This window comes from Neopoerus faecalis (assembly GCF_029218125.1).
Taxonomy (GTDB): domain Bacteria; phylum Bacillota; class Clostridia; order Oscillospirales; family Oscillospiraceae; genus Oscillibacter; species Oscillibacter faecalis_A.
The window spans coordinates 226,504-251,193 of record NZ_JARFXX010000004.1 but is presented as its reverse complement, the minus strand read 5'-3'; the positions used below and the strand labels follow the sequence as shown (position 1 = coordinate 251,193).

Annotated in this window: 24 protein-coding genes and 1 tRNA gene; 4 read left to right on the top strand and 21 right to left on the bottom strand. The window is 58.4% G+C overall.

Translation table 11 applies throughout. From position 1 onward, the window contains the following. Window positions 1-24 precede the first annotated feature (24 nt). From PY311_RS07045 to PY311_RS07015, 7 genes are all read right to left on the bottom strand, one after another. Window positions 25-972 carry a beta-ketoacyl-ACP synthase III gene (locus PY311_RS07045; protein ID WP_286147955.1) on the bottom strand — a complete coding sequence of 316 codons (948 nt, stop codon included), beginning with the start codon at window positions 970-972 and terminating at the stop codon, window positions 25-27. Beyond that, window positions 969-1,778 (bottom strand): acetyl-CoA carboxylase carboxyltransferase subunit alpha, encoded by an 810-nt coding sequence (locus PY311_RS07040; protein WP_286147954.1) that lies wholly within the window; start codon window positions 1,776-1,778, stop codon window positions 969-971. Before PY311_RS07040 ends, PY311_RS07045 begins: the two co-directional genes overlap by 4 nt. Continuing rightward, window positions 1,771-2,628 (bottom strand): acetyl-CoA carboxylase, carboxyltransferase subunit beta, encoded by an 858-nt coding sequence (gene accD, locus PY311_RS07035; RefSeq protein ID WP_286147953.1) that lies wholly within the window; start codon window positions 2,626-2,628, stop codon window positions 1,771-1,773. Before accD ends, PY311_RS07040 begins: the two co-directional genes overlap by 8 nt. Then, complete coding sequence (gene accC, locus PY311_RS07030; protein WP_286147951.1) at window positions 2,629-4,017, bottom strand: acetyl-CoA carboxylase biotin carboxylase subunit; 1,389 nt, start codon at window positions 4,015-4,017, stop codon at window positions 2,629-2,631. Then, window positions 4,011-4,430, bottom strand: a complete 420-nt coding sequence (gene accB / locus PY311_RS07025) for an acetyl-CoA carboxylase biotin carboxyl carrier protein (protein ID WP_286147950.1) — start codon at window positions 4,428-4,430, stop codon at window positions 4,011-4,013. The genes accC and accB overlap by 7 nt, the downstream gene beginning before the upstream one ends. Window positions 4,431-4,485: 55 nt before the next feature. Beyond that, window positions 4,486-4,716: an acyl carrier protein gene (gene acpP / locus PY311_RS07020; protein ID WP_286147949.1), complete on the bottom strand. Its 231-nt coding sequence runs from the start codon at window positions 4,714-4,716 to the stop codon at window positions 4,486-4,488. 217 nt (window positions 4,717-4,933) lie between these two features. Beyond that, window positions 4,934-5,770: a DUF368 domain-containing protein gene (locus PY311_RS07015; protein ID WP_286147947.1), complete on the bottom strand. Its 837-nt coding sequence runs from the start codon at window positions 5,768-5,770 to the stop codon at window positions 4,934-4,936. A 270-nt stretch (window positions 5,771-6,040) separates the two neighbouring features. Here PY311_RS07015 and PY311_RS07010 point away from each other — a divergent pair, with 270 nt between their 5' ends. Then, a complete protein-coding gene (locus PY311_RS07010) occupies window positions 6,041-7,450 on the top strand; it encodes an MATE family efflux transporter (protein ID WP_286147946.1) in 1,410 nt (469 codons plus the stop codon). 56 nt (window positions 7,451-7,506) lie between these two features. On the opposite strand, the gene PY311_RS07005 is transcribed toward PY311_RS07010, so the two are convergent. Then, a complete protein-coding gene (locus PY311_RS07005) occupies window positions 7,507-7,944 on the bottom strand; it encodes a WapI family immunity protein (RefSeq protein ID WP_286147945.1) in 438 nt (145 codons plus the stop codon). 123 nt (window positions 7,945-8,067) lie between these two features. Between PY311_RS07005 and PY311_RS07000 the strand changes: the two genes are divergently transcribed. Beyond that, entirely contained in the window at window positions 8,068-8,403 is a 336-nt protein-coding gene (locus PY311_RS07000; protein ID WP_286147944.1) for a winged helix-turn-helix domain-containing protein, read from the top strand. Window positions 8,404-8,494: 91 nt separating this feature from the next. Here PY311_RS07000 and PY311_RS06995 read toward each other — a convergent pair whose 3' ends face one another. The 6 genes from PY311_RS06995 to xdhA all read right to left on the bottom strand — a co-directional run bounded on the left by PY311_RS06995 (window position 8,495) and on the right by xdhA (window position 15,013). Further along, window positions 8,495-9,865, bottom strand: a complete 1,371-nt coding sequence (locus PY311_RS06995) for an MATE family efflux transporter (RefSeq protein ID WP_286147942.1) — start codon at window positions 9,863-9,865, stop codon at window positions 8,495-8,497. Between the two features lie 4 nt (window positions 9,866-9,869). Beyond that, window positions 9,870-10,328, bottom strand: coding sequence for a MarR family winged helix-turn-helix transcriptional regulator (locus PY311_RS06990; protein WP_286147940.1), 459 nt, complete (start codon window positions 10,326-10,328; stop codon window positions 9,870-9,872). A gap of 182 nt (window positions 10,329-10,510) precedes the next feature. Then, window positions 10,511-11,161 carry a cytidylate kinase-like family protein gene (locus PY311_RS06985; protein WP_286147939.1) on the bottom strand — a complete coding sequence of 217 codons (651 nt, stop codon included), beginning with the start codon at window positions 11,159-11,161 and terminating at the stop codon, window positions 10,511-10,513. A gap of 146 nt (window positions 11,162-11,307) precedes the next feature. After that, on the bottom strand, window positions 11,308-11,814 hold the full coding sequence (gene xdhC, locus PY311_RS06980) for a xanthine dehydrogenase subunit XdhC (RefSeq protein WP_286147938.1): 507 nt from the start codon (window positions 11,812-11,814) through the stop codon (window positions 11,308-11,310). Continuing rightward, the gene (gene xdhB / locus PY311_RS06975; RefSeq protein WP_286147937.1) at window positions 11,814-12,701 is read right to left on the bottom strand and encodes a xanthine dehydrogenase subunit XdhB; all 888 of its coding nucleotides are present in this window, start codon (window positions 12,699-12,701) and stop codon (window positions 11,814-11,816) included. The genes xdhC and xdhB overlap by 1 nt, the downstream gene beginning before the upstream one ends. A 2-nt stretch (window positions 12,702-12,703) precedes the next feature. Further along, on the bottom strand, window positions 12,704-15,013 hold the full coding sequence (xdhA, locus tag PY311_RS06970; protein WP_286147936.1) for a xanthine dehydrogenase subunit XdhA: 2,310 nt from the start codon (window positions 15,011-15,013) through the stop codon (window positions 12,704-12,706). 73 nt (window positions 15,014-15,086) lie between these two features. Between xdhA and PY311_RS06965 the strand changes: the two genes are divergently transcribed. Beyond that, on the top strand, window positions 15,087-15,662 hold the full coding sequence (locus PY311_RS06965; protein ID WP_286148001.1) for a nucleotidyltransferase family protein: 576 nt from the start codon (window positions 15,087-15,089) through the stop codon (window positions 15,660-15,662). 40 nt (window positions 15,663-15,702) lie between these two features. Here PY311_RS06965 and xdh read toward each other — a convergent pair whose 3' ends face one another. Beyond that, a complete protein-coding gene (gene xdh, locus PY311_RS06960; RefSeq protein ID WP_286147935.1) occupies window positions 15,703-18,273 on the bottom strand; it encodes a selenium-dependent xanthine dehydrogenase in 2,571 nt (856 codons plus the stop codon). Window positions 18,274-18,569: 296 nt separating this feature from the next. Here xdh and PY311_RS06955 point away from each other — a divergent pair. After that, window positions 18,570-18,645: transfer RNA gene (locus tag PY311_RS06955), tRNA-Ala, on the top strand. 275 nt (window positions 18,646-18,920) lie between these two features. On the opposite strand, the gene PY311_RS06950 is transcribed toward PY311_RS06955, so the two are convergent. The 6 genes from PY311_RS06950 to PY311_RS06925 form a co-directional block, all read right to left on the bottom strand. Beyond that, window positions 18,921-19,790 (bottom strand): DMT family transporter, encoded by an 870-nt coding sequence (locus tag PY311_RS06950; protein ID WP_286147934.1) that lies wholly within the window; start codon window positions 19,788-19,790, stop codon window positions 18,921-18,923. 120 nt (window positions 19,791-19,910) lie between these two features. Next, window positions 19,911-21,434, bottom strand: coding sequence for a UxaA family hydrolase (locus PY311_RS06945; RefSeq protein ID WP_286147933.1), 1,524 nt, complete (start codon window positions 21,432-21,434; stop codon window positions 19,911-19,913). Window positions 21,435-21,483: 49 nt separating this feature from the next. Further along, window positions 21,484-22,659, bottom strand: a complete 1,176-nt coding sequence (locus tag PY311_RS06940; protein WP_286147932.1) for a MalY/PatB family protein — start codon at window positions 22,657-22,659, stop codon at window positions 21,484-21,486. 48 nt (window positions 22,660-22,707) lie between these two features. Further along, window positions 22,708-23,670, bottom strand: coding sequence for an ABC transporter ATP-binding protein (locus tag PY311_RS06935; RefSeq protein WP_286147931.1), 963 nt, complete (start codon window positions 23,668-23,670; stop codon window positions 22,708-22,710). Between the two features lie 2 nt (window positions 23,671-23,672). Further along, a complete protein-coding gene (locus PY311_RS06930) occupies window positions 23,673-24,059 on the bottom strand; it encodes an oligopeptide/dipeptide ABC transporter ATP-binding protein (RefSeq protein WP_286147930.1) in 387 nt (128 codons plus the stop codon). Further along, window positions 24,034-24,558: an ABC transporter substrate-binding protein gene (locus PY311_RS06925; RefSeq protein ID WP_286147929.1), complete on the bottom strand. Its 525-nt coding sequence runs from the start codon at window positions 24,556-24,558 to the stop codon at window positions 24,034-24,036. Before PY311_RS06925 ends, PY311_RS06930 begins: the two co-directional genes overlap by 26 nt. Between the last annotated feature and the right edge of the window lie 132 nt (window positions 24,559-24,690).

Genomic DNA, 24,690 nt, shown 5'->3' with positions numbered 1-24,690 from the left:
AGGCTCCTTATCGGAAGAATCGGCTCACGCCAGCTCAAGGACCGCGCCGCCCCATGTGAGGCCGCCGCCGAAGGCGACCGTCAGCAAACGGCTGCCGGGGCCGATGCGCCCCTGCTCATACAGCTCGCTGAGCACCAGCGGCACGCTGGCAGCGGCCGTGTTTCCGTAATGGTCGATATTTTTATAGTATTTCTCCGGCGGGATGCGGTACTTCCGCACCGCCAGATCAATGATGCGGGCATTGGCCTGATGGAACACGAAGAAGTCGATGTCCGCCGGGGTCAGTCCAGCCTTTTTCAGCGTGGCGTCCATGCAGGCGGGAACGGTCTCCACGGCGAATTTGAACACCTGCGTCCCCTCCATGGAGAGGACGTTGGGCTCCCCCCGGCCAAGGCCCGGCAGACGCAGGAGAACGTCATCCCCCCGGCTGCCCAGAACGGCACCGATGGAGGGCCAGCCCTCCCGACACTCCACCACGGCGGCGGCCGCGCCGTCCCCAAAGAGGATGCAGGTGCCCCGGTCCGTCCAGTCTACCACTTTACTGAGGGCCTCCGCCCCCACCACCAGACCGAATTTCCGGGGGGAGGCGTTCAGCAGACACTCCATAGTGTGGAGGGCGTAGACAAAGCCGGTGCAGGCGGCGTTCAGGTCGAAACAGGGGGTATCCTCCGGCAGACCCAGCGCCCGTTGCAGCAGACAGGCGGCAGAGGGCACCACGGTATCCGCCGAGACGGTGGCCACGATGCACACGCCGATGTCCGCCGGGGTGATCCCGGCCATGTGCAGGGCGTCCCGCGCAGCGCTGACGCACAGCTCCGTGAGGGTCTCTTTTTCACAGCGGTAGCGGCTGCGGATGCCGGTGCGGGCGGTGATCCACTCGTCATTGGTATCCACTAGCCGGGAAAGATCGTCGTTGGTGACGCTTTGGGCCGGGACACAGCGGCCCAGCCCACGGAGCTTGATTCCGTTCATACGTTCTCCTTCCCCCGGCCCATAGCGCGAAATTTCCGGCAGCGCTGCTCCGCCAGAGCCGTTCCGCTCTCCTTCAGCAGCGGTGTCAGTTCCCGCAGCAGCACCCGGTCCATACTCCGCAGCATTTCCCCATGGTTTGTCTGCGCGCCGCCCTCCGGCTCGCGGATGATTCCATCGATGATTCCCAGCTTTTTCAGCTCCGGTGCGGTGAGCCGCATCAGCTCCGCCGCTTCACCGGCGCGGTGGGCATCCTTCCACAAAATTGAGGCAAAGCCCTCCGGGGACAATATAGCGTATACGGCGTTTTCCAGCATCAGCACCCGGTTCGCCACGGCCAGCGCCAGCGCGCCGCCGCTGTTGCCCTCTCCGGTGACCACGGCAATGACCGGCACAGTGAGGCGGCTCATCTCAAAGAGGTTTCGTGCAATGGCCTCGCCCTGACCGCGTTCCTCAGCCTCAAGGCCGGGATAGGCCCCGGAGGTATCAATAAACGTAAAAATGGGGCGGTGAAATTTTTCCGCCTGCTTCATGAGCCGCAGCGCCTTGCGGTAGCCCTCCGGCCCCGGCATCCCGAAGTTGCACCGGAGGTTTTCCTCCAGCGTTTTGCCCTTCCGGGTGCCGATGACGGTAACGGGCCGCTCATGGAACAGGGCGATGCCGCCTAAAATTGCGGCGTCCTCCCGACAGGCCCGGTCGCCCCGCTGCTCAAAAAAGTCAGTAAAAAGGCCATCGATGTAATCCGTGATATTGGGCCGCTGGGGATGGCGGGCCAGCGCCACCCGCTCCGCGGCAGTTCTCTCAGCCATGACGGTCTCCCTTCCCGTGGAGCTTCAGCAGTCGAGCCAGCGTATCCCGCATTTGGCTCCGGGGCACCACGACATCCACAAAACCGTGCTCCATCTGAAATTCCGCCCGTTGAAAGCCCTGCGGCAGCGTTTCGCCGATGGTCTGCTGAATGACCCGGGGCCCGGCAAAGCCGATGAGCGCCCCCGGCTCCGCCAGAATGATGTCCCCCAGCGAAGCAAAGCTGGCGGTGACACCGCCGGTGGTGGGGTCCGTCAGAACGGAGATATACAGCAGTCCCTTTTCCGCGAACCGGGCCAGAGCCGCGCTGGTTTTCGCCATCTGCATCAGGGATAAAATCCCCTCCTGCATCCGGGCTCCACCGCTGGCCGCGAACAAAATCAGCGGCAACTTATTTTTTATGGCGTGTTCAATGGCAAGGGTCAGCTTTTCCCCCACGGCGGCGCTCATGCTGCCCATGAGGAAGCGGCTGTCCAGCACGCCCACCACACAGCGGCTGCCGCCGATAGTTCCCACCGCCGTAACAGCGGCTTCGTTCATGCCGGTTTTCCGGCGGGCAGCGTCCAGCTTGGCACCGTAGCCGGGAAAATGCAGCGGGTCATTTGACATCAGCTTCTCGTTCAGCTCCCGGAAGGAGCCGGAATCCAGTACACTGCTGAGGCGGTAATACGCCCCCATGGGGAAGTGATAGCCGCACAGAGGGCAGACGGACAGTGCCGCCGCTACAGCGCGACGCTCACTTTCCCCGCCGCACTGCGGACAGGTGCACAGTCTTTCGCCGGGGACATAATTTTCCCGCATGGCCTTCATGGCCAGCAGCCTTGCCCGGCGCTTTGCAAAAATCGTTTCCATTTACACTCCTCGGTGTCCGTCCACCCGGCGGCTGAAGTCCAGCAGCTCCGGCAGGCTCCGGTCCAAAAATGCAGTGGTACAGCTTCCTCGGACAAAGGCCGGGTGGAACAGCACCTCATAGGAAAGCTCCGCATTGGTGGGAAAGCCCTCCAGCGCGAACTCCTCCAGACAGCGGCGCATCCTGCGGATGGCCTCCAGCCGGGTCGGAGCGTGGACCATGACCTTGGCCGCCAAGGAATCGTAGTAGGGCAGCAGCGTACAGCCGTTATACAATGCGGAATCCACCCGGACGCCGGGGCCGCCGGGGAAGTGGAGAAACTCCACCCTTCCGGGACAGGGACGGAAATCCGCCGCCGGGTCCTCGGCATTGATGCGGCACTCAATGGCGTGACCGGTAAGCGTCACATCCTCCTGCCCCATATCCAGCGGCAGGCCGGAGGCAATGCGGAGCTGCTGGCGTACCAAATCCACGCCGGTAACAAGCTCCGTAATGCCGTGCTCCACCTGAATGCGGGTGTTCATCTCCATGAAATAAAAATGCGTCCCATCGGCATCCAGCAGAAATTCCACGGTCCCGGCCCCTTCATAATGTACGGCCTGTGCCGCCCGCACGGCGGCATCGCCCATCTTTGCGCGCAGTGCCGGTGTCAGGCACCGGGCCGGGGCCTCCTCGATGAGCTTCTGGTTGCGGCGCTGGATGGAGCAGTCCCGGTCGCCCAGATGGATGACATGGCCCTGCCGGTCCGCCAAAATCTGAAATTCAATATGCCGGGGCTCCAGCACCAGCTTTTCAAGATACATTTCATCATTGCCGAAGCAAGCCTTTGCCTCCGCCCGCGCGGCGGCATAGGCGTCCGGCAGAGTGTCGGCGCTGTCACAGCGGCGGATACCCCGTCCGCCGCCGCCTGCGCTGGCCTTCAGCAGCACAGGATAGCCCACCCGCTCCGCAGCGGCCAGAGCGTCCTCTACGGAGTTCACCGGGCCATCGGAGCCGGGCGTTACCGGGACACCGGCAACGCGCATCAGCTCCCGCGCGGCGGATTTGGAACCGGCCCTCCGAATGGAATCCCCGGAGGGACCAATGAACGTGATGCCGTTTTCCCGGCAGACGTCGGCAAAGTCGGCGTTTTCGGACAAAAAACCGTAGCCGGGATGCAGACTGTCGCAGCCGGTGGCCAGTGCGGCGGAGAGCAATGCGTTTTCATTGAGATAGCTGTCCGCCGCCCGGGCGGGGCCAATACATACGGACTGTGTTGCCAACTGCACAGGCAGCGCCTCGGCGTCCGCCTGTGAATAGGCCGCCACAGTTTCGATTCCCAGCTCCCGGCAGGCCCGCAGCACCCGGAGGGCAATTTCCCCCCGGTTGGCAATCAGTACCCGCTTCAGCATGGCTGATACCCGAACAACGCCTCGCCGAAGGAGACCAGCGCGCCGTTTTCCTTTAGTACCGCCGTGATCTCGCAGTCACAGGGGGCGGGAAGCTCACTCATCATTTTCATGGCCTCTATCAGGCACAGGGTATCACCCTTTTTCACCCGATCCCCCACCTTGACAAACGGCGGCTGGTCCGGAGAGGGCGCGGTGTAAAACGTCCCCACCATAGGCGCGGTGACAGTTTCCCCCGCCGGTGCCTGCGGCTGCGTAGGAACCGCCGCGGCAGCAGATGCGGGAACCGGGACAGCGGGTGCCGCGGCACAGGGCCGCTCCAGCTCAATGGTAAATTCCTGCGTGGACAGCTTCATTTTTCCAAGGGAGCTGCTCTCAAAGCAGGACAGTAATTCTTTCAATTCCTGATTGGTCATGGAATATCCTTTCCTTTGAAACCAGGCCGCCGGGGATACCCCGGCGGCAGGCGCATCAGTTCTTATGCGCGGCCAGATAGGCCATGATATCGCCCACGGTCTTGAGCTTGGCGGCGTCCTCCTCGGCAATGGACAGACCGGCGGCCTCCTCCAGAGCCATCACCAGTTCCACGGCAGCCAGAGAATCGGCGCCCAGATCATCGGCAAGAGAAGCGGTGGGGGTCACAGCCTCCTCATCGCAGCCCAGAGTCTCCACGATAATATCACGCACTTTTTCAAATTCCATGATGGGTCTCCTTATATGTTCAAAAATCTCCGCCCTTATAATTAAATGTTTTTATTTAAAAAAATTTAATTAAAAGAACCGAAGTATATTGTACTGACTCCTTCCCCTTTTGTCAAGATATTTTTCCGCAAGATTTTCAGAGGGTATAAAAAGTGGAAAAGGTCAATAAATCCTGCGTTTCATTGACCTTTTCCGTATTTTCATATTATTTTTTACTTTATCGCGGCAAAGCGCGGTCCAACCGCTCCAAGAAAAACGCCAGCGCAAAGCCAACGCCGCAGCACGCCGCCGAGACCAGTACTTCCCCTAAGCCGCTGTATTGGATCGGCACGATGACCAGCGTGGAGGCTGCCACAATGCCCAAGATTCCGTGGAAAGCCACAGCGTAGTGCCACCGGAACAGCCATGTCACGCCCCGGGCCAGCAGCGCCATGGTCAGCAGCAGTCCCGGAAGACACGCGGAAAGCACAAGAAACCGCATATCCGCAAGCCCCCGCATGATGGGCTCATACAGCCCCAGCGACATCATGATGGACGAACTCGTAAAGCCCGGAATCGCGATGCCCGCCCCCCATAGGGCGCCGCAGAAATTATACCACCAGAAATTCGGCGTCACCGTCACATGGAGGATGTGCCGAATATAAAATAGGGTCATGAACACCGCCAGCGCACAGACAGCGCAGCTCACCCACGCGGCGGGACTGTGGCCCTCCTTCCCCGCTTCCCGCCACAGAGCCGGGAACGTCCCCGCGATCAGGCCGATAAACAGCCACACCGTTGCGGCGGCCGATAGGGCATACGCCGCTGCGATGGCCTTGGCAAGTCCCAAAAAGCCGACCATGCTGCCGATCCCCAGCGGCAGAAAAATCGGCCAGTATTTCCGCAGTCCCCGGACGGGGTGCGTCAGCGTTTCCATCACCGGGCGGTACACATCAAATACCACTGCCAGCACACCGCCGGAAACGCCGGGCAAAATCGCCCCGGCCCCAATCAGCGCCCCGCACAGCAAATCCCGCAGCCATCGGCTCCGCTTCTCCCTTGCGTTCTGTTCCATAGCTTCCTCCACCTCTCTATGTAAATGGTAATCATAGCAGTATTCTGCCCAGACCGCAATCGTAAATCTGTAAACGTTCGGAAAACTTTCCGTCATCGCCGCCGTTTTCTGTTGTTTTTCGCCAAAAAATACGGCGGATTTTCAGCAAAATATGATAGGGAATTTTTGAAAAAGAGGTGGTTTTTCCAATTTCGCGGTGTTATGATAGGAATACTGCTTTCAGGTAATTTTACAAAAATTTTACGTTTTCTTGTTTTCAGGAGGACTTTCATGGCACGTAGCTCTACAAAATCATACGAGATCGATATGCTCAACGGCGCGATTTTTCCCAAGCTGCTGCGCTTTGCCGTACCGCTGACGCTTTCCACCATGCTGCAGCTCTTGTTCAACGCGGCGGATGTGGTGGTGGTGGGTCGCTACGCCGGTGACAACTCACTGGCGGCAGTGGGCTCCAACACGGCTCTGATCAATCTTTTGACAAATCTGTTCCTCGGCCTTTCCATTGGCGCCAACATTCTGGCCGCAAGGCACTACGGTGCCCACGAGGACGAGGAGCTGAGCAAAACCGTCCACACCTCCATTCTGCTGTCCATTTACAGCGGCCTGCTGCTGACGGTGGTAGGCATTCTGGGTGCCCGGACGATTTTGGAGTGGATGCAGTGTCCGGACGATGTGCTGGGCCTTGCCACTACCTACCTTCGCATTTACTTTGCCGGTCAGACCGCCACCATGCTCTATAACTTCGGCGCCGCGCTGCTGCGGGCTGGTGGCGATACCCAGCGACCGCTGTACTTCCTGTTTGCCGCCGGTATCGTCAACGTGGTCTTAAATCTGGTGTTCGTCATCAAGTTCCAGATGGATGTAGCCGGTGTGGCGCTGGCAACGGTGATTTCCCAGTGCATTTCCGCCGCGCTGGTCATTCGCTGTTTGATGAAGGAAACCGGACCGCTGCGCCTTGATCTGCGGCAATTGAAAATCTATCCCATGAAGCTCAAGCAGATCATGCAGGTAGGTATCCCCGCCGGTATTCAGGGCATTTTGTTTTCCCTTGCCAACGTGACGGTGCAGTCCTCCATCAACTCCTTTGACGATACAACGCTGGTGGCCGCCAGCTCCGCCGCCAGCAGCATTGAGAACTTTGTCTACGCCAATGTCAACGCCTTCTATCAGGCCAACACAGCCTTTACCAGCCAGAACTTCGGCGCCGGGAATTATCGCCGCATTCTGCGGATTCGGCACATCGCCGTGGCTACCGGCACCATCAGCACGTTCCTTTTGGGCTTCCTCGCCATTTTGTTCGGGCATCAGCTTCTGGGTATCTACTCCCCCAGTGAGGCCGTGATTCAAGCCGGTATGGTGCGGATGCACTATCTGATGCTGTTCTACGGGCTGGATGCCCTGATGGATGTTCAGGTGGGCTCCATACGGGGCATCGGCTACAATATCGCCCCCATGCTGGTCACGCTGGTGGGCGCCTGCCTGTTCCGTCTGGTCTGGCTGGGAACCGTGTTCCAAATTCCCGCTTACCACACCATCGAAATGGTCTACATCGTCTATCCCATCTCTTGGGTCATCACCTCCATCGCGCACATGATCGCGTTCCACTTTGCCTATCGCAGAACCATGCGCCGTGTCCATCACACCGGGGATACGCACCCGGCGGAGGCTGCGGTTTCCTGAAGAAGTCAAATCAAGCAGCAAAAAAGCGGCCCATACGGGCCGCTTTTTTCTTACACTTATTTCCGCTCCGGGAATTTGGCACAGTCCTTATCAAGCTCTGCGATAAACTCCTTCAGCTCCTGCGCGGTCAAATGGCTCACCACCTCGGCCGTATCGTCACCATCCATGGTGTTCGGCAGATAGAACGTCATCATCGCGCCAAAGCCATCCTCCTCCGCCCACGCAGAAAAGGTCATACCGCTTGCAATGAAGTCGCTGTCATAACGGTCCTTAATGCCCGCCGCAAGCACCTTCAGTCCGGCGGCAAGCTCCGTCAGCTCCTGTGCCAGCAGACAGTCATTGGAGTCCTTGTGAATTTCTCCGTCCTCCGTCCAAGTGCAGCGCAGCAACAGCCAGTTGCGGTCATATTCGTCCATTCCGTATTCCACTTCGGAAAATTCATAGTTTACAATATCCAGCCTCAAGCTGGCAGTCTCGTTTTTCAGCAGCAGCATGGCAGTCTCCTTTGTATCATTTTGAACTGCCGATAGTATAGCACGTTTTTTACTGTTTGCAAACACAAAAACGCATGGTATGATAAAGGCAGAACCGATTTTTCGGACACGGGAGAGAATATCATGGAACTGAAGCTGACCCTCAGACTGCTGACAAACGAAGAGCGCATCTTCGGCCCCGGCGTGGCCGAGCTTTTAGAGCGGGTCCGGGAGCACCACTCCCTGCGCTCTGCCGCCGCGTCCATGGAAATGGCCTACTCAAAGGCGTGGCGCATCGTCCGCGCGGCGGAGGAGGGCATGGGGTGCAAGCTGCTATCCTCCAGCACCGGCGGCCGCCACGGCGGCGGCGCGTCCCTGACGCCGGAGGCGGAGCGGCTGCTGACCGCCTACCGGACGCTGGAGACGGAGGTCAATGCCTACAGTCAGGAACGTTTTCACGCGCTGTTTGATTCTCTATAAAAATGACCGGCCCCGGAGCTTCCGGGGCCGGTCATCAGCTTGCCGCAAAACGCTTCGCCGAACAAAAGCGTGCTTCGGCAGTCATTTTCTATTACGGTGCAGGCTCCTCCAGCTTCCGCAGCGCCTTGCGGAACTGGACTGAGAACAGGATCGCCGTACAGGTCACCGCGATGGCGTCCGCCACCGGCTCCGCCGTGTAGACTGCCATGGTCTGATTCGCCAGCAGCCGGGGCAGCAGGTAGATCAGCGGCAGCAGCAGCACGAATTTCCGCAGCACCGCCACAATAATGGAGCAACCGGCGGCACCGATGGACACAAAGGCCATCTGGCAGGCGATTTGGATGCCGAACAGGAACAGCGCGCCGCAGTAGATACGAAGCGCGGTCACGGTAAAGTCGATCAACTCCGCCTTGGGGGTAAACATCCGGGCAAATACCCCGGGGAACAGCTGAATAATCGCCCACAGCAGTACGGAGTAGCACAGGCTGACCCTCAGCAGCAGCCAGAAGGTCCGGCGGACACGCTCGGTGTTCCGGGCACCGTAATTATAGCTGATAATGGGCTGTGCTCCCTGCCCGATACCCTGCAGGGGCAGCATGGCGAACTGCATAACGCTGGAGAGAATCGTCATGGCGCCCACGGCAATATCGCCGCCGTATTTCAGCAGCGAGGAATTGAAGCACATGGAGATCACGCTCTCGCTGGCCTGCATGATGAACGTAGCGGAGCCAAGGGCCACACAGGGCAGCACCAGCGCGGGCGCTATGCGGATATTCTCCTTTTTCAGCCGCAGCATGGTCTTAGGGCCGGTGAGGAACCGCAGCACCCAAACACAGGAAAGGCACTGGGAAATAATGGTTGCCAGAGCCGCGCCCCGAACGCCCATATTCAGCGCGAAAATAAACAGCGGGTCCAGCACGATATTGGCCACCGCGCCGATAAGCACGGTCCGCATCCCGATCTGGGCAAAGCCCTGTGCCGTGATGAAGGCGTTCATGCCCAGCGTCAACTGCACGAACACGGTGCCGATGGCGTAGACGCTCATATAGGCAGCGGCATAATCAATGGTATTCTCACTGGCGCCGAAGGTCAGCAGCAGCGGCCGGTTCCAAAGCAGCAGCACCGCTGTCAGCACAGCGGAGACGATGAGTTGGAGGGCAAAGCAGCCGCCCAAGATTTTCTCCGCCGTAGCATGGTCCTGCTTTCCCATATAGATAGACGCCCGGGGCGCGCCGCCGGAGGCCACCAGCGCCGCAAAGGCGGACACGATGAGTATCAGCGGCAGGCAGACGCCCACACCCGTCAGGGCCAGATCACCGTTTCCCGGAATATGGCCGATATAAATGCGGTCCACAATATTATAGAGCATATTCACCAACTGGGCGATGACTGTCGGCACCGCCAACTGCCGCAGGAGCTTTCCGATGGGCTCCGTTCCTAAAAAAGTCTTATCCTGATTCATCCGCTTACACTCCTTCATTCTTTCGCCGGTCCTCGGCCATAGCGGTCATGTTGTCCCCGATGACGGTCAGACACCTTTCAAAGTAGGCCGCGTCCTCCGCAGTCAATCCCCGGACAAGCTGCCGTGAAAAGCGCTCCTGAAGTGCCCGTCCCTGCGCGATGACCAGCGCGGCCTTCTCCGTCGGCACCAGTCGGCATTTCCGCCGGTCTCCCGGCACTGCCTGCCGCAGAAGATACCCCTCCCGCGCCAGCTTGTCCACATGAAAGGACACGATGGCCGGCTTCAGTTTGCGGTAGGTGCAGATGTCCCGGGCTGTGTCCCGGCCGGGGTTGTTGGCCAGAAACAGCAGAATGTCTACAGCGGGCTGGGCCATAGATAACTGCTCTGCCAATGGGCGCATGGCTGACGCATAGGCCGTTTCAAACCGTCGGACCGCCGTATAAATATCAACTGCCGTAGGCAATGGAACGCCTCCTTAAATAGTTTAATTTTGAACAATTTGAAATTATACTACTTTGAAGTGAAATGTCAAGGAAACTTTTGGGACAGCAGCTTCCACATGGAATTTTTCTCCTGCTCCATCGAAGATATTGCCGCTTCCGCGCAAAAAAAGCGGCCCCAATGGGCCGCTTTTTAGAAAAGTTCTCAGTTCTGCTGGGTGGGGTCCTGCTCCGTGGGGCTGGGAATAGGGTGCTCCTTGTGGGCCACTATGGTTTGAATCAGCTCCACCGTGCCGCCGAGGCCCAGTGCGCTGCTGTTGAGGCAGAAATCATAGGCGTCCACTGCGCCCCACTTCTTAGAGGCATAGTATTCGCAGTAGGCCGCGCGGCGCTTATCCGTCTTTTGAATCAGCGTTTTGGCCTCCTCCGGCGTTACCTTCTGCCGCTTCGCTACCCGAGCGATACGGTCCTCCATGGGCGCGCTGATAAACAGGCTCAGCCGATTGGGGTCCTCTGCCAGCGCATAATCGGCGCACCGGCCAATGATGACGCAGGGCCCCTTCTCCGCGATCTGGCGGATGGTCTTAAAGATGGCGAGATGCACCTGCTGCTCCAGAGACTCGCCCATATTGCCGGAAAAGCCAAGGGGGTACGCGTCCATGGCGATGGCATACAGCAGGCTCTTGGGCTTTTCATCAAAATTTTCAAATATCTTCTGGCACAGGCCGCTCTTTTTCGCCGCCTCCTGCAGCAGCTCCTTATCGTAGAAGGGAATACCCAGCTCCTTGGAAACGCGGATACCGATTTCCTTGCCGCCACTGCCGAACTGTCGCCCAATAGTAATGATGGTTTTCATAAATTTTCCTCCTTGTTCTTTGCGTTTGCGGACTCGCATCTCTGTCAAAGGACATGGATGTAACCGTTTTATGAGTTTATTTTACCACGTTTCCGCCAATGCGTCAAACGAAAAAAGTCCGTCCCAATGGGACGAACCTTTTTCGTTCATTCAGTCTCCTTCACCGGGTAAGGGAGCCCCAGCCGCCGGTACATGGTCTTTTTCACCGCTCGGAGAATATTTTCATACCCGGTGCAGCGGCACAGGTGTCCTGAGAGCAGCTTGCGGAGCTCCTCATCCGTATAGAGCTTTCCGCTCTCTAAAATTTCCACGGCGGTCATGATAAAGCCGGGGGTACAGAAGCCGCACTGCACCGCAGTCTCGTCAATAAACGCCTGCTGGATATCACTGAGCTCGCCGTTGGGGCCCAACAGGCTCTCCAGCGTGCGGATGTGCTTGCCCTCAGCCCAGACTGCCAGATAAATGCAGGAGTTGAAGCACTCCCCGTCAATGATGACGTTGCAGGCGCCGCACTCCCCCACCTCACAGCCCTTTTTCACGCTGGTCATGTGGAAGTCATTGCGAAGCAGGTCGGTCAGGCTGGCCCGGACGTCTACCATTTTTTCCACGGCCTTGCCGTTGAGCTTGAAATGAATCAGCTGGTACTGTGCCATTACATCTCACCTCCCGCCAGTCTCACCGCTTTAAGGAACGCGCGCTTGGCACTCTCCACGGCGATGTGCAGCCGGAAATCCTTGGCGGCCCGCCACGAATCCCGGGGATTGATGTCCGCCGTTACCGCATGGGCAAATGCCTCCGCCAATTCAAAGCTCACCGGCTGTCCTGTGGCCAAACGCTCAGCGGTCTCCGCCCGGAGGGGCACCGGCCCCGCCACGCCGAAGGCCACCCGCGCCCGTTCCACCGTCCGCTTATCGGCGGAAAGCCGCACGTTTACAGACGTTCCCAGCGTGGCGATGTCCAAGGCGTTCCGCATGGCGTATTTGATGTAATGGCCGAAGCAGTTTTCGTAGCTCTCCTTAGGAATCAGCACAGCGGTCTGAAGCTCGCCATCCTCCACACGAATGTCCACCTTACCCGCTTTGATATAGAACTCTTGAATCGGCAGGCGGCGGATGCCGTTTTTACCGGTAAGCTCAATGATTGCGTCCCACGCGAACAGCGTGGAGGCGGAGTCGGCGGAGGTCACGCCGTTGCAGGTGTTGCCGCCGATGGTGCCGATGTTCCGTATCTGAGGGCCGCCCACCTGATCCACAGCCTCCCCCAAGACATTGATGTATTTTTGAATCAAAGGATCCTTCGTGATATGGGAAAAGCTGGTAAGAGAACCGATTCGCAGCGTTCCGTCCTGCTCCATGGAAACGCCCCGGAGGGTGTCAATGCCGTAAATGGAGATCAACTCCGCGCCGGCCCGCTTGCCCTCCCGCATCTGCACCAGCACATCGCTGCCGCCGGCAATGATCTGGGCCTCCGGGTGCTCTAAACGGAGCGCCACTGCTTCCTCCACGCTGCCGGCCTGATAAAGCGCCTTCATATCGTACATGGTCAGTTCTTCCCCCCCTCTGCGATCAGTCCCGCGTCCCGGAACGCCTTGTACAGCACATGGGGCGTCATGGGCGTGGTGTCGATGGACACGCCGGTGGCGTTGAAAATGGCACTGCGGATGGCCGGTGCCGGTGAACAGGCCGGCGGCTCACCCAGCGCCTTCGTGCCGAAGGGCGAGGTGGGCTCCGGATTCTCCACAAACAGCGCCTCCAAATTCGGGTGGTCCATGAATGTTGAGAGCTTATAGTCCAGCAGGTTGTTATTCAGGGGCCTGCCGGTCTTTTCATCGAACAAAAGCTGCTCAGAAAGGCCGTAGCCGATTCCCATAGATATTCCGCCGTGGACCTGTGCCTCCGCCAGAGCCGGGTTGATAAGGCTGCCGCAGTCATGGACGTTCAAAATGCGTTTCAGCGTTACCCTGCACATGGGGATATCCACCTCCACCTCCGCGAAGGTGCAGCCGAAGGAATAGGCGTTAGAGCGGATGGTGGCGGTTTTTTCCGCCGTGATATGCTGGGAATACACTGGGTTATACTGGGCGGTCATGGCCAGATGAGAAAGGTCCATTTCCACCGCGCCGCTGTCTCTGCGGACGATGTTCCCCTCCCGAATATCCAGCTCCTCCGCCGCGCAATCCAGCATTTCAGCGGCGTAGGCCAGAATGCGCTCCCGAAGCAGTGCGGCGGTCTGGGCGATGGCAAAGCCCTGCATATAGGTCTGGCGGCTGGCGTAGGCGCCAAGGCCTGTGGGGGTGATGTCCGTGTCCTGACAGGACACCACATGGACATCCCGGTAGCTTTTCAGTCCCACCGCCTCTGCTGTCATCTGCGCGTAGGCGGTGTCAGCCCCCTGACCGATCTCCGTTTCGCCGCAGTGCATGGTCACGGTACCGTCCAAATTCAGCAGCATCCGGTTAGACGCCGTTTCCAGCGAAATGGGGTACACGCCGGTATTGTACCAGAACGGCGCCACGCCGATGCCCCGTCGGATGGGGCCGGTGTCCTTGGCAAATTCCGCCCGCTTGCGGTCATAATCCATAGTGGCCCGACCCTTTTCAAGACAGGCCCGGAAGGAATCGAAATAGTTGATATTGCCGGAGAAGCCGTCGCGGAAATCCTTTGGCATAATGTAGCGCAGCCGATATTCCAGCGGCTCCATCCCCACAGCGGCGGCGCATTCGTCAATGTTGGCCTCATCGGCAAACGTGGCCTGCGGCATTCCGTAGCCCCGCATAGCCCCCGCCACAGGACGGTTGGTAAATACCGTCCACGCATCGCATTCCATGTTGTCGCAGGGATAGATTTGAGCAAAGGAGCCCATGGCCTTAGCGCAGATGGAGTGGCCGTGAGAGGCGTAGGCCCCCTGATTGGAAAAGCACTCCACCTTCCGGGCGACCATCTGTCCGTCCTTCCGCAGCCACGAGATAATGTGGAAGCGGATAGCATGACGGACACGGTTGCTGACAAACGTCTCCTCCCGGGCACAGTCCATACGGACGCAGCGCCCGCCCACCTGTGTGGAGCACCACGCGCACAGCGGCTCGTAGAGCGCGTCCTGCTTATTGCCAAAGCCCCCGCCGATATAGGGCTTGATGATACGGATGTCCGCCCACGGTCGGCCCAGCGCCTGCCCCACAATGCGGCGGATGATGTGGGGAATCTGCGTGGAGGATACTACTACAATTCTCCCGTTTTCCTCATAGGCATAGCAGCCGTGGTTTTCAATATGGCAGTGCTGCACGGTGGGGGTCTCGTACCAGCCCTCCACCCGAAGCAGTCCCGGCTCCCGGATGGCGGCAGCGTAATCGCCCTTCCGCATATCCGTGTGCTTGAGGACATTGCCGGGAAACCGCTCGTGGAGCTGCGGCGCGTCCGGCTCTATGGCCTTCTGCACATCCAGCACAAAGGGCAGCTCCTCATATTCCACCTTCAGCGCCCGGAGCGCCTGATTGGCCGCCACCTCGTTTTCCGCAATGACTGCGGCGATATCATCGCCGTAATAGCGGACATGGCGGTTGAGCAGATGCCGGTCCGCCACATCCTGATGTCCCGGGTCCATGGACCACGGATGACCTGCCGTTGGAAACGGAAGGTCCGGCACATCAAAGCAGGTCAGCACCTTGACCACCCCGTCAATGGCCTCCGCCGCCGAGGTGTCAATGGCGCGCACAAAGCCGTGGGCGATCTCTGCGTGCTTCACCCGCAGATACAAAGCCCCGGCGGGCATCCGGTCCTCATAATACTGCGTGCGGCCCGTTACCTTATCATAGGCGTCCACACGGCTCACAGGCTTGCCGACCGTTGTGCTCATGGAGCATCCCTCCTTTTTCGGATTGACTTATCAGGGAAATATTGGATATACTATAAAAAGAAACATCGAGGTGATGGATTTGAAGATCGGTTGCGTTCTGCTGGCGGCCGGCAATGCCCGCCGCTTCGGCAGCAATAAGCTGACCGCCCAGCTCGACGGAATATCCCTTATCCGCCGGGCTATGGACGCCGTTCCCGGCGGCCTTGTCACGGTGGTTGTGAGCCAATATCCCGAAATTCTGGCATTAGCCGGAGAATACGGCTTTGCCGCTATTTACAACGATGCGCCGGAGCTGGGACTCAGCCGCAGCATCCGTCTGGGGCTTACGCCGTTGCTGGACTGCGACGGCGTTCTTTTCTCAGTGGCCGACCAACCATGGCTGAAGCGGGAGAGTGCTGAAGCCCTCACCGCGCTGTGGGCGCAGAAGCCAAGCAAGATCGCCGCCATGGCCCACAGCGGCGTCCGAGGCAATCCCTGCCTGTTCCCCGCTCGGCTTTACCCGGAGCTGTTTGCTCTGACCGGGGATACCGGCGGCAGCGCCGTAATTCGGCAGCACGAGGACGATCTCATTCTGCTGGAAACGGACGCATGGGAATTAACGGATGTGGACACCCCCGCCGCTTTGGAACTGGCACGGCGGCGAAAATAATGGAAATCACACTCCTGCTTTGACAGCGGCGCCGCCGCTGTCATTTTTTTGCGTAGGGCGTATTCTTCAGCGGCAGCGATGTCCGAAATTCCCCATCGTAGCGGTAATAGGCGTCCGCAATGGCCGGTGCTGTGGGAATCGAGGTGATCTCGCCGATGCCGATAGCGCCGCCGCCCACATTCAGTCCCGGCTTTTCCACGATAATTGGGATGATCTCAGGAATTTGGTTGGCCCGGAATAGGCCCAATGTTCCGAATTTTGCCGTGGGGCGGCAGTTTTCGTCAATAGGATAGCGCTCCGTCAGGGCATAGCCCATGCTCATGACCACGCCGCCCTCGATCTGCCCCTCCACAGAGGTGGGGTTCACGGCCTTGCCCACATCGTGGGCCGCCACGATATGCTTGATGCGGCCCGTGTCCTTATCCAGCACGCAGAGCTGGGTCGCATAGCCATAGGCAATATGGCTGACCGGGTTGGGGACCTTCGCCCCCAGCGGGTCGGTCTTTCCCAGATATTCGCCGTAAAATTCCTTCCCCTCCAGTGCCGAAAGCGCGGCGTCCGCCAGCGCATCCTTTAAGCCCTTGCAGGCCCGGTAGCACGCCTCACCGGTAAACAGCGTCTGCCGGGAGCCGGAGGTAGTGCCGGAATCCGGCGCCATCCATGTATTTGACCGCTCATAGACCACATTCTCCGGGGATAGGCCGGTCTCGCCGCAGACGATTTGCGTCAGCACCGTGCCAAGGCCCTGCCCGATGCAGGAGGCACCGGCAAAAATATGCACCTTACCTCCCTGAACCGTCAGGCGCACCCGGCCGGTGTCCGGGATTCCCACGCCCACACCGGCATTTTTCATGGCGCAGGCCAGTCCCACAGGGTCGCCGTTTTTCACCGCCTCATCATAATAGGGCTTGATGGCCTCCAGCGTTTCCGCAAGGCCCGTGGAAGCGTCTACGATCTGACCGTTTGGCAGCACCTCGCCGGGTCGGATGGCATTGCGCCAGCGAATTTCCCATGGAGAGATTCCCACCATATCCGCCATGCGGTTGAGCAGACTTTCAATGCAAAAGCAGGTCTGTGTCACGCCGAAGCCCCGGAATGCTCCGGCAGGCGGGTTATTGGTGTAATAGGCCCATCCGTCGATCTCGTAAGCCTCGTAGTGATACGGTCCCGCGCCGTGGGTGCAGGCCCGCTCCAGCACCGGCCCGCCCAGCGAGGCGTAAGCCCCGGTGTCGGCGATGCACTCCGCCGCCACGCCCTGAATGATGCCGTTTTCATCGCAGCCCAGAGAAAATTCCATTTCCATCGGGTGCCGCTTGGGGTGAATGAGCAGGCTTTCCGCCCGGGTGAGCTTCACTTTAACCGGGCGCTTCGTCAGATAGGCAATGAGGGCCGCATGGTGCTGGACCGTTACATCCTCCTTGCCGCCGAAGCCGCCGCCCACCAGACAGTTCCGCACCCGCACCTGTTCCGCCGGAAGGCCCAGCATTCCCATGATCTCGTGCTGGGTATCATAGGCACCCTGATCCGTGGAAAGGACGGTGACGCCCTTCCCCTCCGGGTACGCCACGGCACATTCCGGCTCCAAAAAGGCGTGCTCTGTCCACGGCGTTGAAAAGCGCTCCGTCAGCATATATTTTGCCTTGGCAATGGCCTCCGCGGGGTTGCCCCGCTGGATATGCTTATGGGCCAGCAAATTCCCGTCCCGGTGCACCAGCGGCGCATCCGGCAAAATGGCCTCTCTTGGGGAGTGCACCGCCGGCAGCTCCTCGTATTCCACCTCTACCAGCGCCTTGGCCTGCTCCAAAAGTTCCGGTGTTTCCGCCGCCACAAGGCAGATGGCGTCCCCTAAATAGTGGGTGATATCCCCCACGGCGATCATGGTGTCCCAGTCCTTTTTCAGATGGCCCACCTTGTTGCTGCCGGGAATATCCGCCGCCGTCAGCACGCAGGCCACACCGGTCAGCGCCTTAGCCGCCTCCGTATGGATAGCCAGCACCCGTGCTCTCGGATACCGGCTGCGGACAGCGGAGCCGTACAGCATTCCGTCCATATAGATATCGTCCGGGTACTGTCCGGTGCCGATGACCTTCTCCGCTGCATCCACCCGACAGACCCGGCTGCCGGGCCGCCAGTCCTGCTCCGCCTCCGGGAGCTTTCCCTCCCGGAAGCATTTGGCCGCCAGCAAAATTCCGTCAATGATCTTTACATAGCCGGTGCAGCGGCAGATGTTGTTCCGAATCGCGTAGGCTGCCTCCTCCCGGCTGGGGTCCGGGTTTTCGCCCAGCAGTGCCTTGGCAGAGATCACCATACCCGGAATGCAGAAGCCGCACTGAACAGCCCCCGCCGCGCCGAAAGCATAGGTGTAGACCTGCTTTTCCCAGTCCGAAAGGCCCTCCACCGTCACAACGCTTTTGCCCGCCAGCTTACCGGTCATCGGCACACAGGCCTTTGTGGGCTTTCCGTCAATGAGCACCGTGCAGGTTCCGCAGGCGCCCTCGCTGCACCCGTCCTTCACAGACGTCAGCCGCAGTTCGTCCCGCAGAAACCGCAGCAGCCTTTGCTCCCTTTCCGCTGTCACCTGTTTTCCGTTCACTGTAAAGACTGTGGCCATAGCGGGGCCTCCTTTTCAAAAGGTCAACCTCTTTCTTTATAAAATATTATACCGTAATGCGGCGCTTTCCGCAATGGCGGTTTTTGGCAGGCGTTATTCTTTTGAAAATATCACTGTATTACGATGCCCCTTCCGCCACAGCCGAACCCTCCAAACTTTTCCCGTATTTTCAACACTTTTTCCCTGTCTTTAAAAAAGTTTGATTTTTTTGAAAAAATATGTTGACAATCATGGTCTCGCCTGATATACTAACAAATGTTCCGAGCGAACGAAACAAGTTCAAAGCGAACTGGCTTGGGGGATTAGCTCAGCTGGGAGAGCGCTTGACTGGCAGTCAAGAGGTCAGCGGTTCGATCCCGCTATTCTCCACCAAGAAAACCTGTAACCACAATGGTTACAGGTTTTCTTTTTATTACACGAAAGTCATCTGAAATTGGAAAAGAGTGCTCTATTACCCATCGATTGCCCACTATTTTGTAATCTTGACGGCCTTATGATAGTATACCGTGGGCTTTGTCAGTCCCCGTCAAGCAAAATAACACTTATCGACAGAATTTTGAAAAAAGGAAGTCCGGCGGATGCTTTTTGCCGGACTTCCCTTTTATTATCATCGTTCTAAATAGCCGCAGACGGTCAATGCGAAGGGTTCAGGCCTCCTTAGCCTTATGCTTGCTGTACTCAAACACCCAGAAAATAGCCGCCAAGATCACGATAGCGCCCACAATAGAGGTCAGCGTCAGAGTCTCTCCGAAAATCAGATAGCTCAGCAGCGCTGTGAACACAACACCGGAATACTGATAGATACTGACCTCGGAGGCCGGTGCCTGCTGATAAGCATATGTCAGCAAATACTGGCCGCCCGCCGCAAACAGGCCTACCATCAGCAGCATCCCCATTACCTTAAGAGAGGGCACCACAAAGCCGGGAATCATCAAAAGTCCCGCGCAGACCGTGCTGAACAGGGAAAAGTGGAAAATGATGACCGGCGCGCTGGTAAAGCGCTTTGTGTAGGACAACAGCGTGTAGGCAAGGCCCGCCACCATGGCTGCACCCAACGCGGAAAACAGCGGCAGAGGATTGGAATCAAAGGAGGGCTGCATGGAAATATACGCACCCACAAGGCAAAGGCCGATGGCGCAGACCTGCACCTTTGAGATCTTCTCCTTTAAAATCGGCCCGGCAAACAGGGTCACAAACACCGGCGACGCCCGGTTCAGCATGGCAACATCCGCCTGCCGTGCATGGCCGGTGGCGTAAAAGAACAGCACAATGCCGAGGAAGCCGAAAAAGGACCGTCCCCACAGGGTCAGACCACCCTTTTTGATTTCGGGAATCAAATCCAGCTTTTCTCTATAGACCGTGATGCCCGCGATGATCATACTGACCAAATTGCGGAAAAAGACCTGCTCAAAGGTCCCTACCTCCTTGGAGCTCATTTTGACAAATACCTGCATAATGGAAAAGGACAGCGCTGACAGCAGCATCAGCGTGACCGCTCTTGTTTTGCTTCCGCTCATATTGAAACCTCCGTTTTTTCCGGCGGAATTAGCCTCCCGCGGCCTTTTCCGCCATATCGCTTCTGCGCGCAAAGGATAGGCGGTTTGACCCGCCTATCCTTTCGCCGTATCATCTGAACATCAATAGTCGCCATTGTAGCTGGTGCCGTGAGGCGTTGTCCAGCTGTAGTCGCCCAGCTTTTCTGCCTTGGTCTCCTCGCCATTGGCCACGCGGAGAATCAGGTCATACAGTTCGCGGCCGCTCTCCTGCAGGGTCTTTTCACCGTAAAGCATGGGCTTTGCGGAGTAGTCGATCATATCCTCCAGCATCGTAGCGGTGGTGGGGTTGCCGGTGATCTTGATGGTGGTCATGCAGGCGTTGCCGATGGGGTTGCCGCGGCCCGTGGTGAACAGGCAGATGTGGCAGCCGCTCATGGCCAGCGTGGTAGACGCATAGGCGTCATTGGCGCCCTGTGCCTGATTGATGCCCCAGTTGCCGGGACCGGGAACGGGATCGCCGCAGTCCAAAATGCCGAGAATACGGCCGTGGCCCTGGGTCTTGAAGCTGCCGAGGTTCTTCTCGGTCATGGTGGTGAGGCCGCCGGCCTTGTTGCCGGGGGTGGGATTCACCTGAGAGAGACCCTTGCCGCCTCTGCGGGTGCAGTCCTCATTGAAGAAATCGCCGATCTCCATCAGGCGCATACCGATCTCGTAAGAGCCGGCATTGGTGGGATAGCCGCCGCGGCCGCAGATCTGCACAGCCTTACCGCCGATGGCCAGATGCATGTCAATGGCCTCGCCCACGGCGGGGTTGGCGGACAGACCGCTGGTCCAGTCGGAGCCGCCGTTGTAGCCGCTGATGATGAGGCCGCTGGTAGGACAGGGCTCCCGCTTCTGAGCCGCAGCCTGCTCCTTCAGCTCGTTGACAGCCTTGATACCGTCGGCAATGGCCTTCGTCACGCCGCCGTCGGACTGGATGCTGATGTTTACCACGGGGCGGCCGGTCTTACGGATGGCCTCAGCCACCTCCTCGGGGTTCGTCTGCTGGCAGCCCAGAGACAGCAGCACCACGCCGAAGGTGTTGGGATGGGTACCGGCAGTGATGAAGCCCTTCAGGGTACGGGCAAAACGGTCAGGGAACTCGCCGCAGGCGGCGTCCACAAAAGTGGCGGGCGCATTGCAGGCATTGCTGATGCGCTGTGCGGCGTTATTGGAGCACTGCACCAGAGAAATCACCAGCACCTGATTGCGGATGCCGAAGGAACCATCGGCACGCTTGTAGCCCATAATGGTCTCGGGGAGATGAAGCTCCTCCTTGGTATAAATGCGCGGATCGGTATAATCCAGCGCATCGGGTGCCATGGAACGGTAATAGGCCCGCTGCTTCTGGTTGATCTCCTCGAAGTCATCATACACGTTGTTCTCGTGGACCCAGTCGCCCTTTTTGATGTCCTGCGTGGCAACGCCGATATGCACACCGTACTTGATGATCTCATCGCCCTTGGCAATGTCCGTGCGGGCGATCTTATGGCCCTCCTTGATGAACTGGTTGGCAACGATCTCCTCGCCGCCTACCATGGTGGCCTCACCGGCCTCAATGGGCTCCACTGCTACCGCCACATTGTCATGGGGCTCGATCAGCATGGATTTTTTCAGGATACTCATTCCTAATTCTCCTTAACTTTTCTCACAATTTCTCAAAATAAATTTACGCTCAGGCAAAGGCCTTGGCCATACGCTCCATCAGTTCTCGGATGATAGAGCGGGGCGCCGCCAGATTGATACGTTGGAAGCCTGCACCTTCCTGTCCGAACATCGTGCCGCCATCCAGCGCCACACCGGCTTCCTCGATCATCCGCCGGTCCAGCTTTTCGGCGTCCGGCTCTAAAGCATGGAGGTCCATCCACAAAAGGTAGGTGCCCTCCAGCGGTGCGATCCAGACCTTGCCGCCCCATGTCTTTTCCGCAAAGGAACGGACAAACGCCTCATTTCCCTGAATATAGGCAAGACATTCCTTCAGCCATTCCTCGCCGTGCTCCCACGCGGCCTTGGCAGCCACGGGGGCAAAGAACGTGGGATTGGCCCGGCAATAGCGGTTGAACATGGCATCAAACCGCTGGCGGTGCGTCTCGTCCGGAATCATAATGCAGGAAAAGGACAGTCCCGCAAGATTGAACGTCTTGGAGGGGGCATGGCACACGGCGCAGTTTTTGGCATACGCCTCGCCCAGAGAGGCAAACACCGTGTGGTGATGGCCGGGGAAGATCAGATCGCTGTGAATTTCATCAGCAATGACGAAAACATTGTGCTTCAGACAGATGTCGCCCATCCGCTGCAGCTCCTCCCGCGTGTAGACGCGGCCCACGGGGTTATGAGGATTGCTGAGGACAAAGGCCCGGCACATGGGGTCGGCGGCCTTGCGCTCGAAATCCGCAAAGTCGATCTCATACCGCCCATCCCGCAGGACCAGCGGACTGCTGATGACCTGCCGCTTCTGTGTGCGGATGGAATTTCCGAAGGGGTAATAGACCGGCTCCTGAATGAGCACACCGTCCCCCTCCTCGGTCTCGGCCTGAATTAACAGGTTGATGGCGGTAACAACGCCCGGAGTATAACGGAACCAGTCGGACTTGGCCTCCCAGTGGTTCCGGCGGCGCTGCCATGCAAGGTATGCTTCGATCACATCTTCGCCGACGCGGGTATAGCCGTACATCCCGTTTTTCGCGGCCTCAATGACCGCCTCCTGCACGGCGGGGACCGTTTTGAAGTCCATATCTGCGATCCATGCCGGCAGCACATCGCTTCTTCCGAACTGGCTTTCCAGCGCAGCAGGGTCCCATTTGCTCTGATGCCACGGCAGGCGACCTTCAAAGGAATCGAAATCGAACATAATCTCTCTCCTTTTCAGCTTTTCTTCATTCCGATGCGGGAACGGTCCTTACAGACCGTTGATCTCCCGCACGAAATGGCACTTGACGAAATGGCCCGGCTCTACCTCCTCCAGTGCCGGTTCCTGATTGAAGCATTCCGGCTTGGCGTAGATGCAGCGGGGCGCGAAGCGGCAGGACTTGGTCACGTTGATGGGAGAGGTGATCTCACCCTTCAAAATGATCTGGTTGTCCGGCGCGTTATACTTAGGCAGCGGGATAGCGGAGATCAGCGCCTTGGTATAGGGGTGATACTGATGGGCGAAAATCTCGCTGGAGCCAGCCTTCTCCACCATCTGGCCCAAATACATAACCGTGATGTCATCGGAAATGTGCTTCACAACGGACAGGTTATGGGTGATAAACAGATAGGTAAGGTTCCGCTCCTTCTGAAGCTCCATCATCAGGTTCAGTATCTGAGCCTGAATGGAAACATCCAGTGCGGAGACCGGCTCATCGCACACCACCAGCTTCGGGTCCAGAATCAGCGCCCGGGCAATGCCGACACGCTGACGGCGGCCGCCGTCCAGCTCGTGGGGGTACAGGGAGTACGTCCGCTCCGCAAGGCCCACAACATCCATGATCTCATGAACCTTTTTCTCCCGCTCCGCCTTTGAATTGCAGAGCTTATAGATTTTCAGGGGCTCGGCGATGATGTCGCCGATGGACATACGGGGATTCAGGGATGCGTAGGGGTCCTGAAAGATGATCTGCATATCCTTACGCAGTTCCTTCAGCTTTGCATTGCTGACATCGGAAATATCCTCGCCCTGAAACACGATACGGCCCTCTGTCCGCTCGTGCAGATGCAAAATCACACGGCCCAGCGTGGACTTGCCGCAGCCGGACTCGCCCACGATACCCAGCGTTTTACCGGCGTCCACAGTGAAGGTCACGCCATCCACCGCGTGAAGGGTGCCCTTCTTCGTGGCAAAATATTTTTTCAGGTCTTCAACTCTTAGAATTTCAGCCATTGTCAAACCTCCGTATCACTGAAGCGGTTGCAGCGAACCATGTGGGTGTCGGAAATCTTGACCGGCTTGATGTCGCCGCTTCTGCACGCCTCGGTCGCATAGGGGCATCTGGGATTGAACTTGCAGCCCTCCGGCAGATTGGAGGGATCGGGCACGGAGCCCTGAATGACCTTCAATGTCGCGGCATCGTTCTCAATATCCGGCAGAGAGTCGAACAGGCCGATGGTATAGGGATGGCGCTTATCCGTATAGATGTCCTTCAGGGTGCCGGACTCAATGATCTCACCCGCGTACACCACAGCCACCTTGTCGCAGATCTTTGCTACAACGCCCAGATCGTGAATGATGAGAACCAGAGAGGTGTTATACTCCTTCTTCAGGTTCCGCATCAGCTCCAGCACCTGCGCCTGAATGGTCACATCCAGAGCCGTGGTAGGCCTGATCCATCACGATCACGAAGGTCTTGTCATCCACCACATAGCTCTTGTCCAGATCCATGTGGTCGGTAACGGACTTGTTGGCGCTCTCCCGCAGGCACTGCAGGGAGAACAGGCAGTCCTCGGCGGTCAGGGTCTCACCGTTGTGGAACTTCACGCCGTCACGCAGGGTGATGGTCAGCTCGGTACCGTCATCGTTGAACTCCCACTTCTCGGCCAGCAGAGGCTTATACTCCTGATTGGGAACGGTGCGCTCAATCAGCGTCTCATAAACCTGAGCCTTGATCTTGATGGTGTCATTGGTGGTGCTGCCGTTGATGGGGTCCTTATCCGCCATGTCGGTCTGGACCGCGATCACCAGATTGTCCTTGACAGCAGATGCGTCATCCCCGTTGGAGGAATCTCCGCCGTTGGTGCTGCTGTTGCTGCCGCCGCAGGCGGTGGCCACCATGCAGACGCACATGGCAGCAGCAAGGATTCAAAGCAACTTCTTTCTTATCTTGTCTTGCCCTCTTTCTTTCTTAATATCTTGATATCTTGTAAAATTCAGCTCTGCCGAATAATACCGAAGGGTATGCGCCGG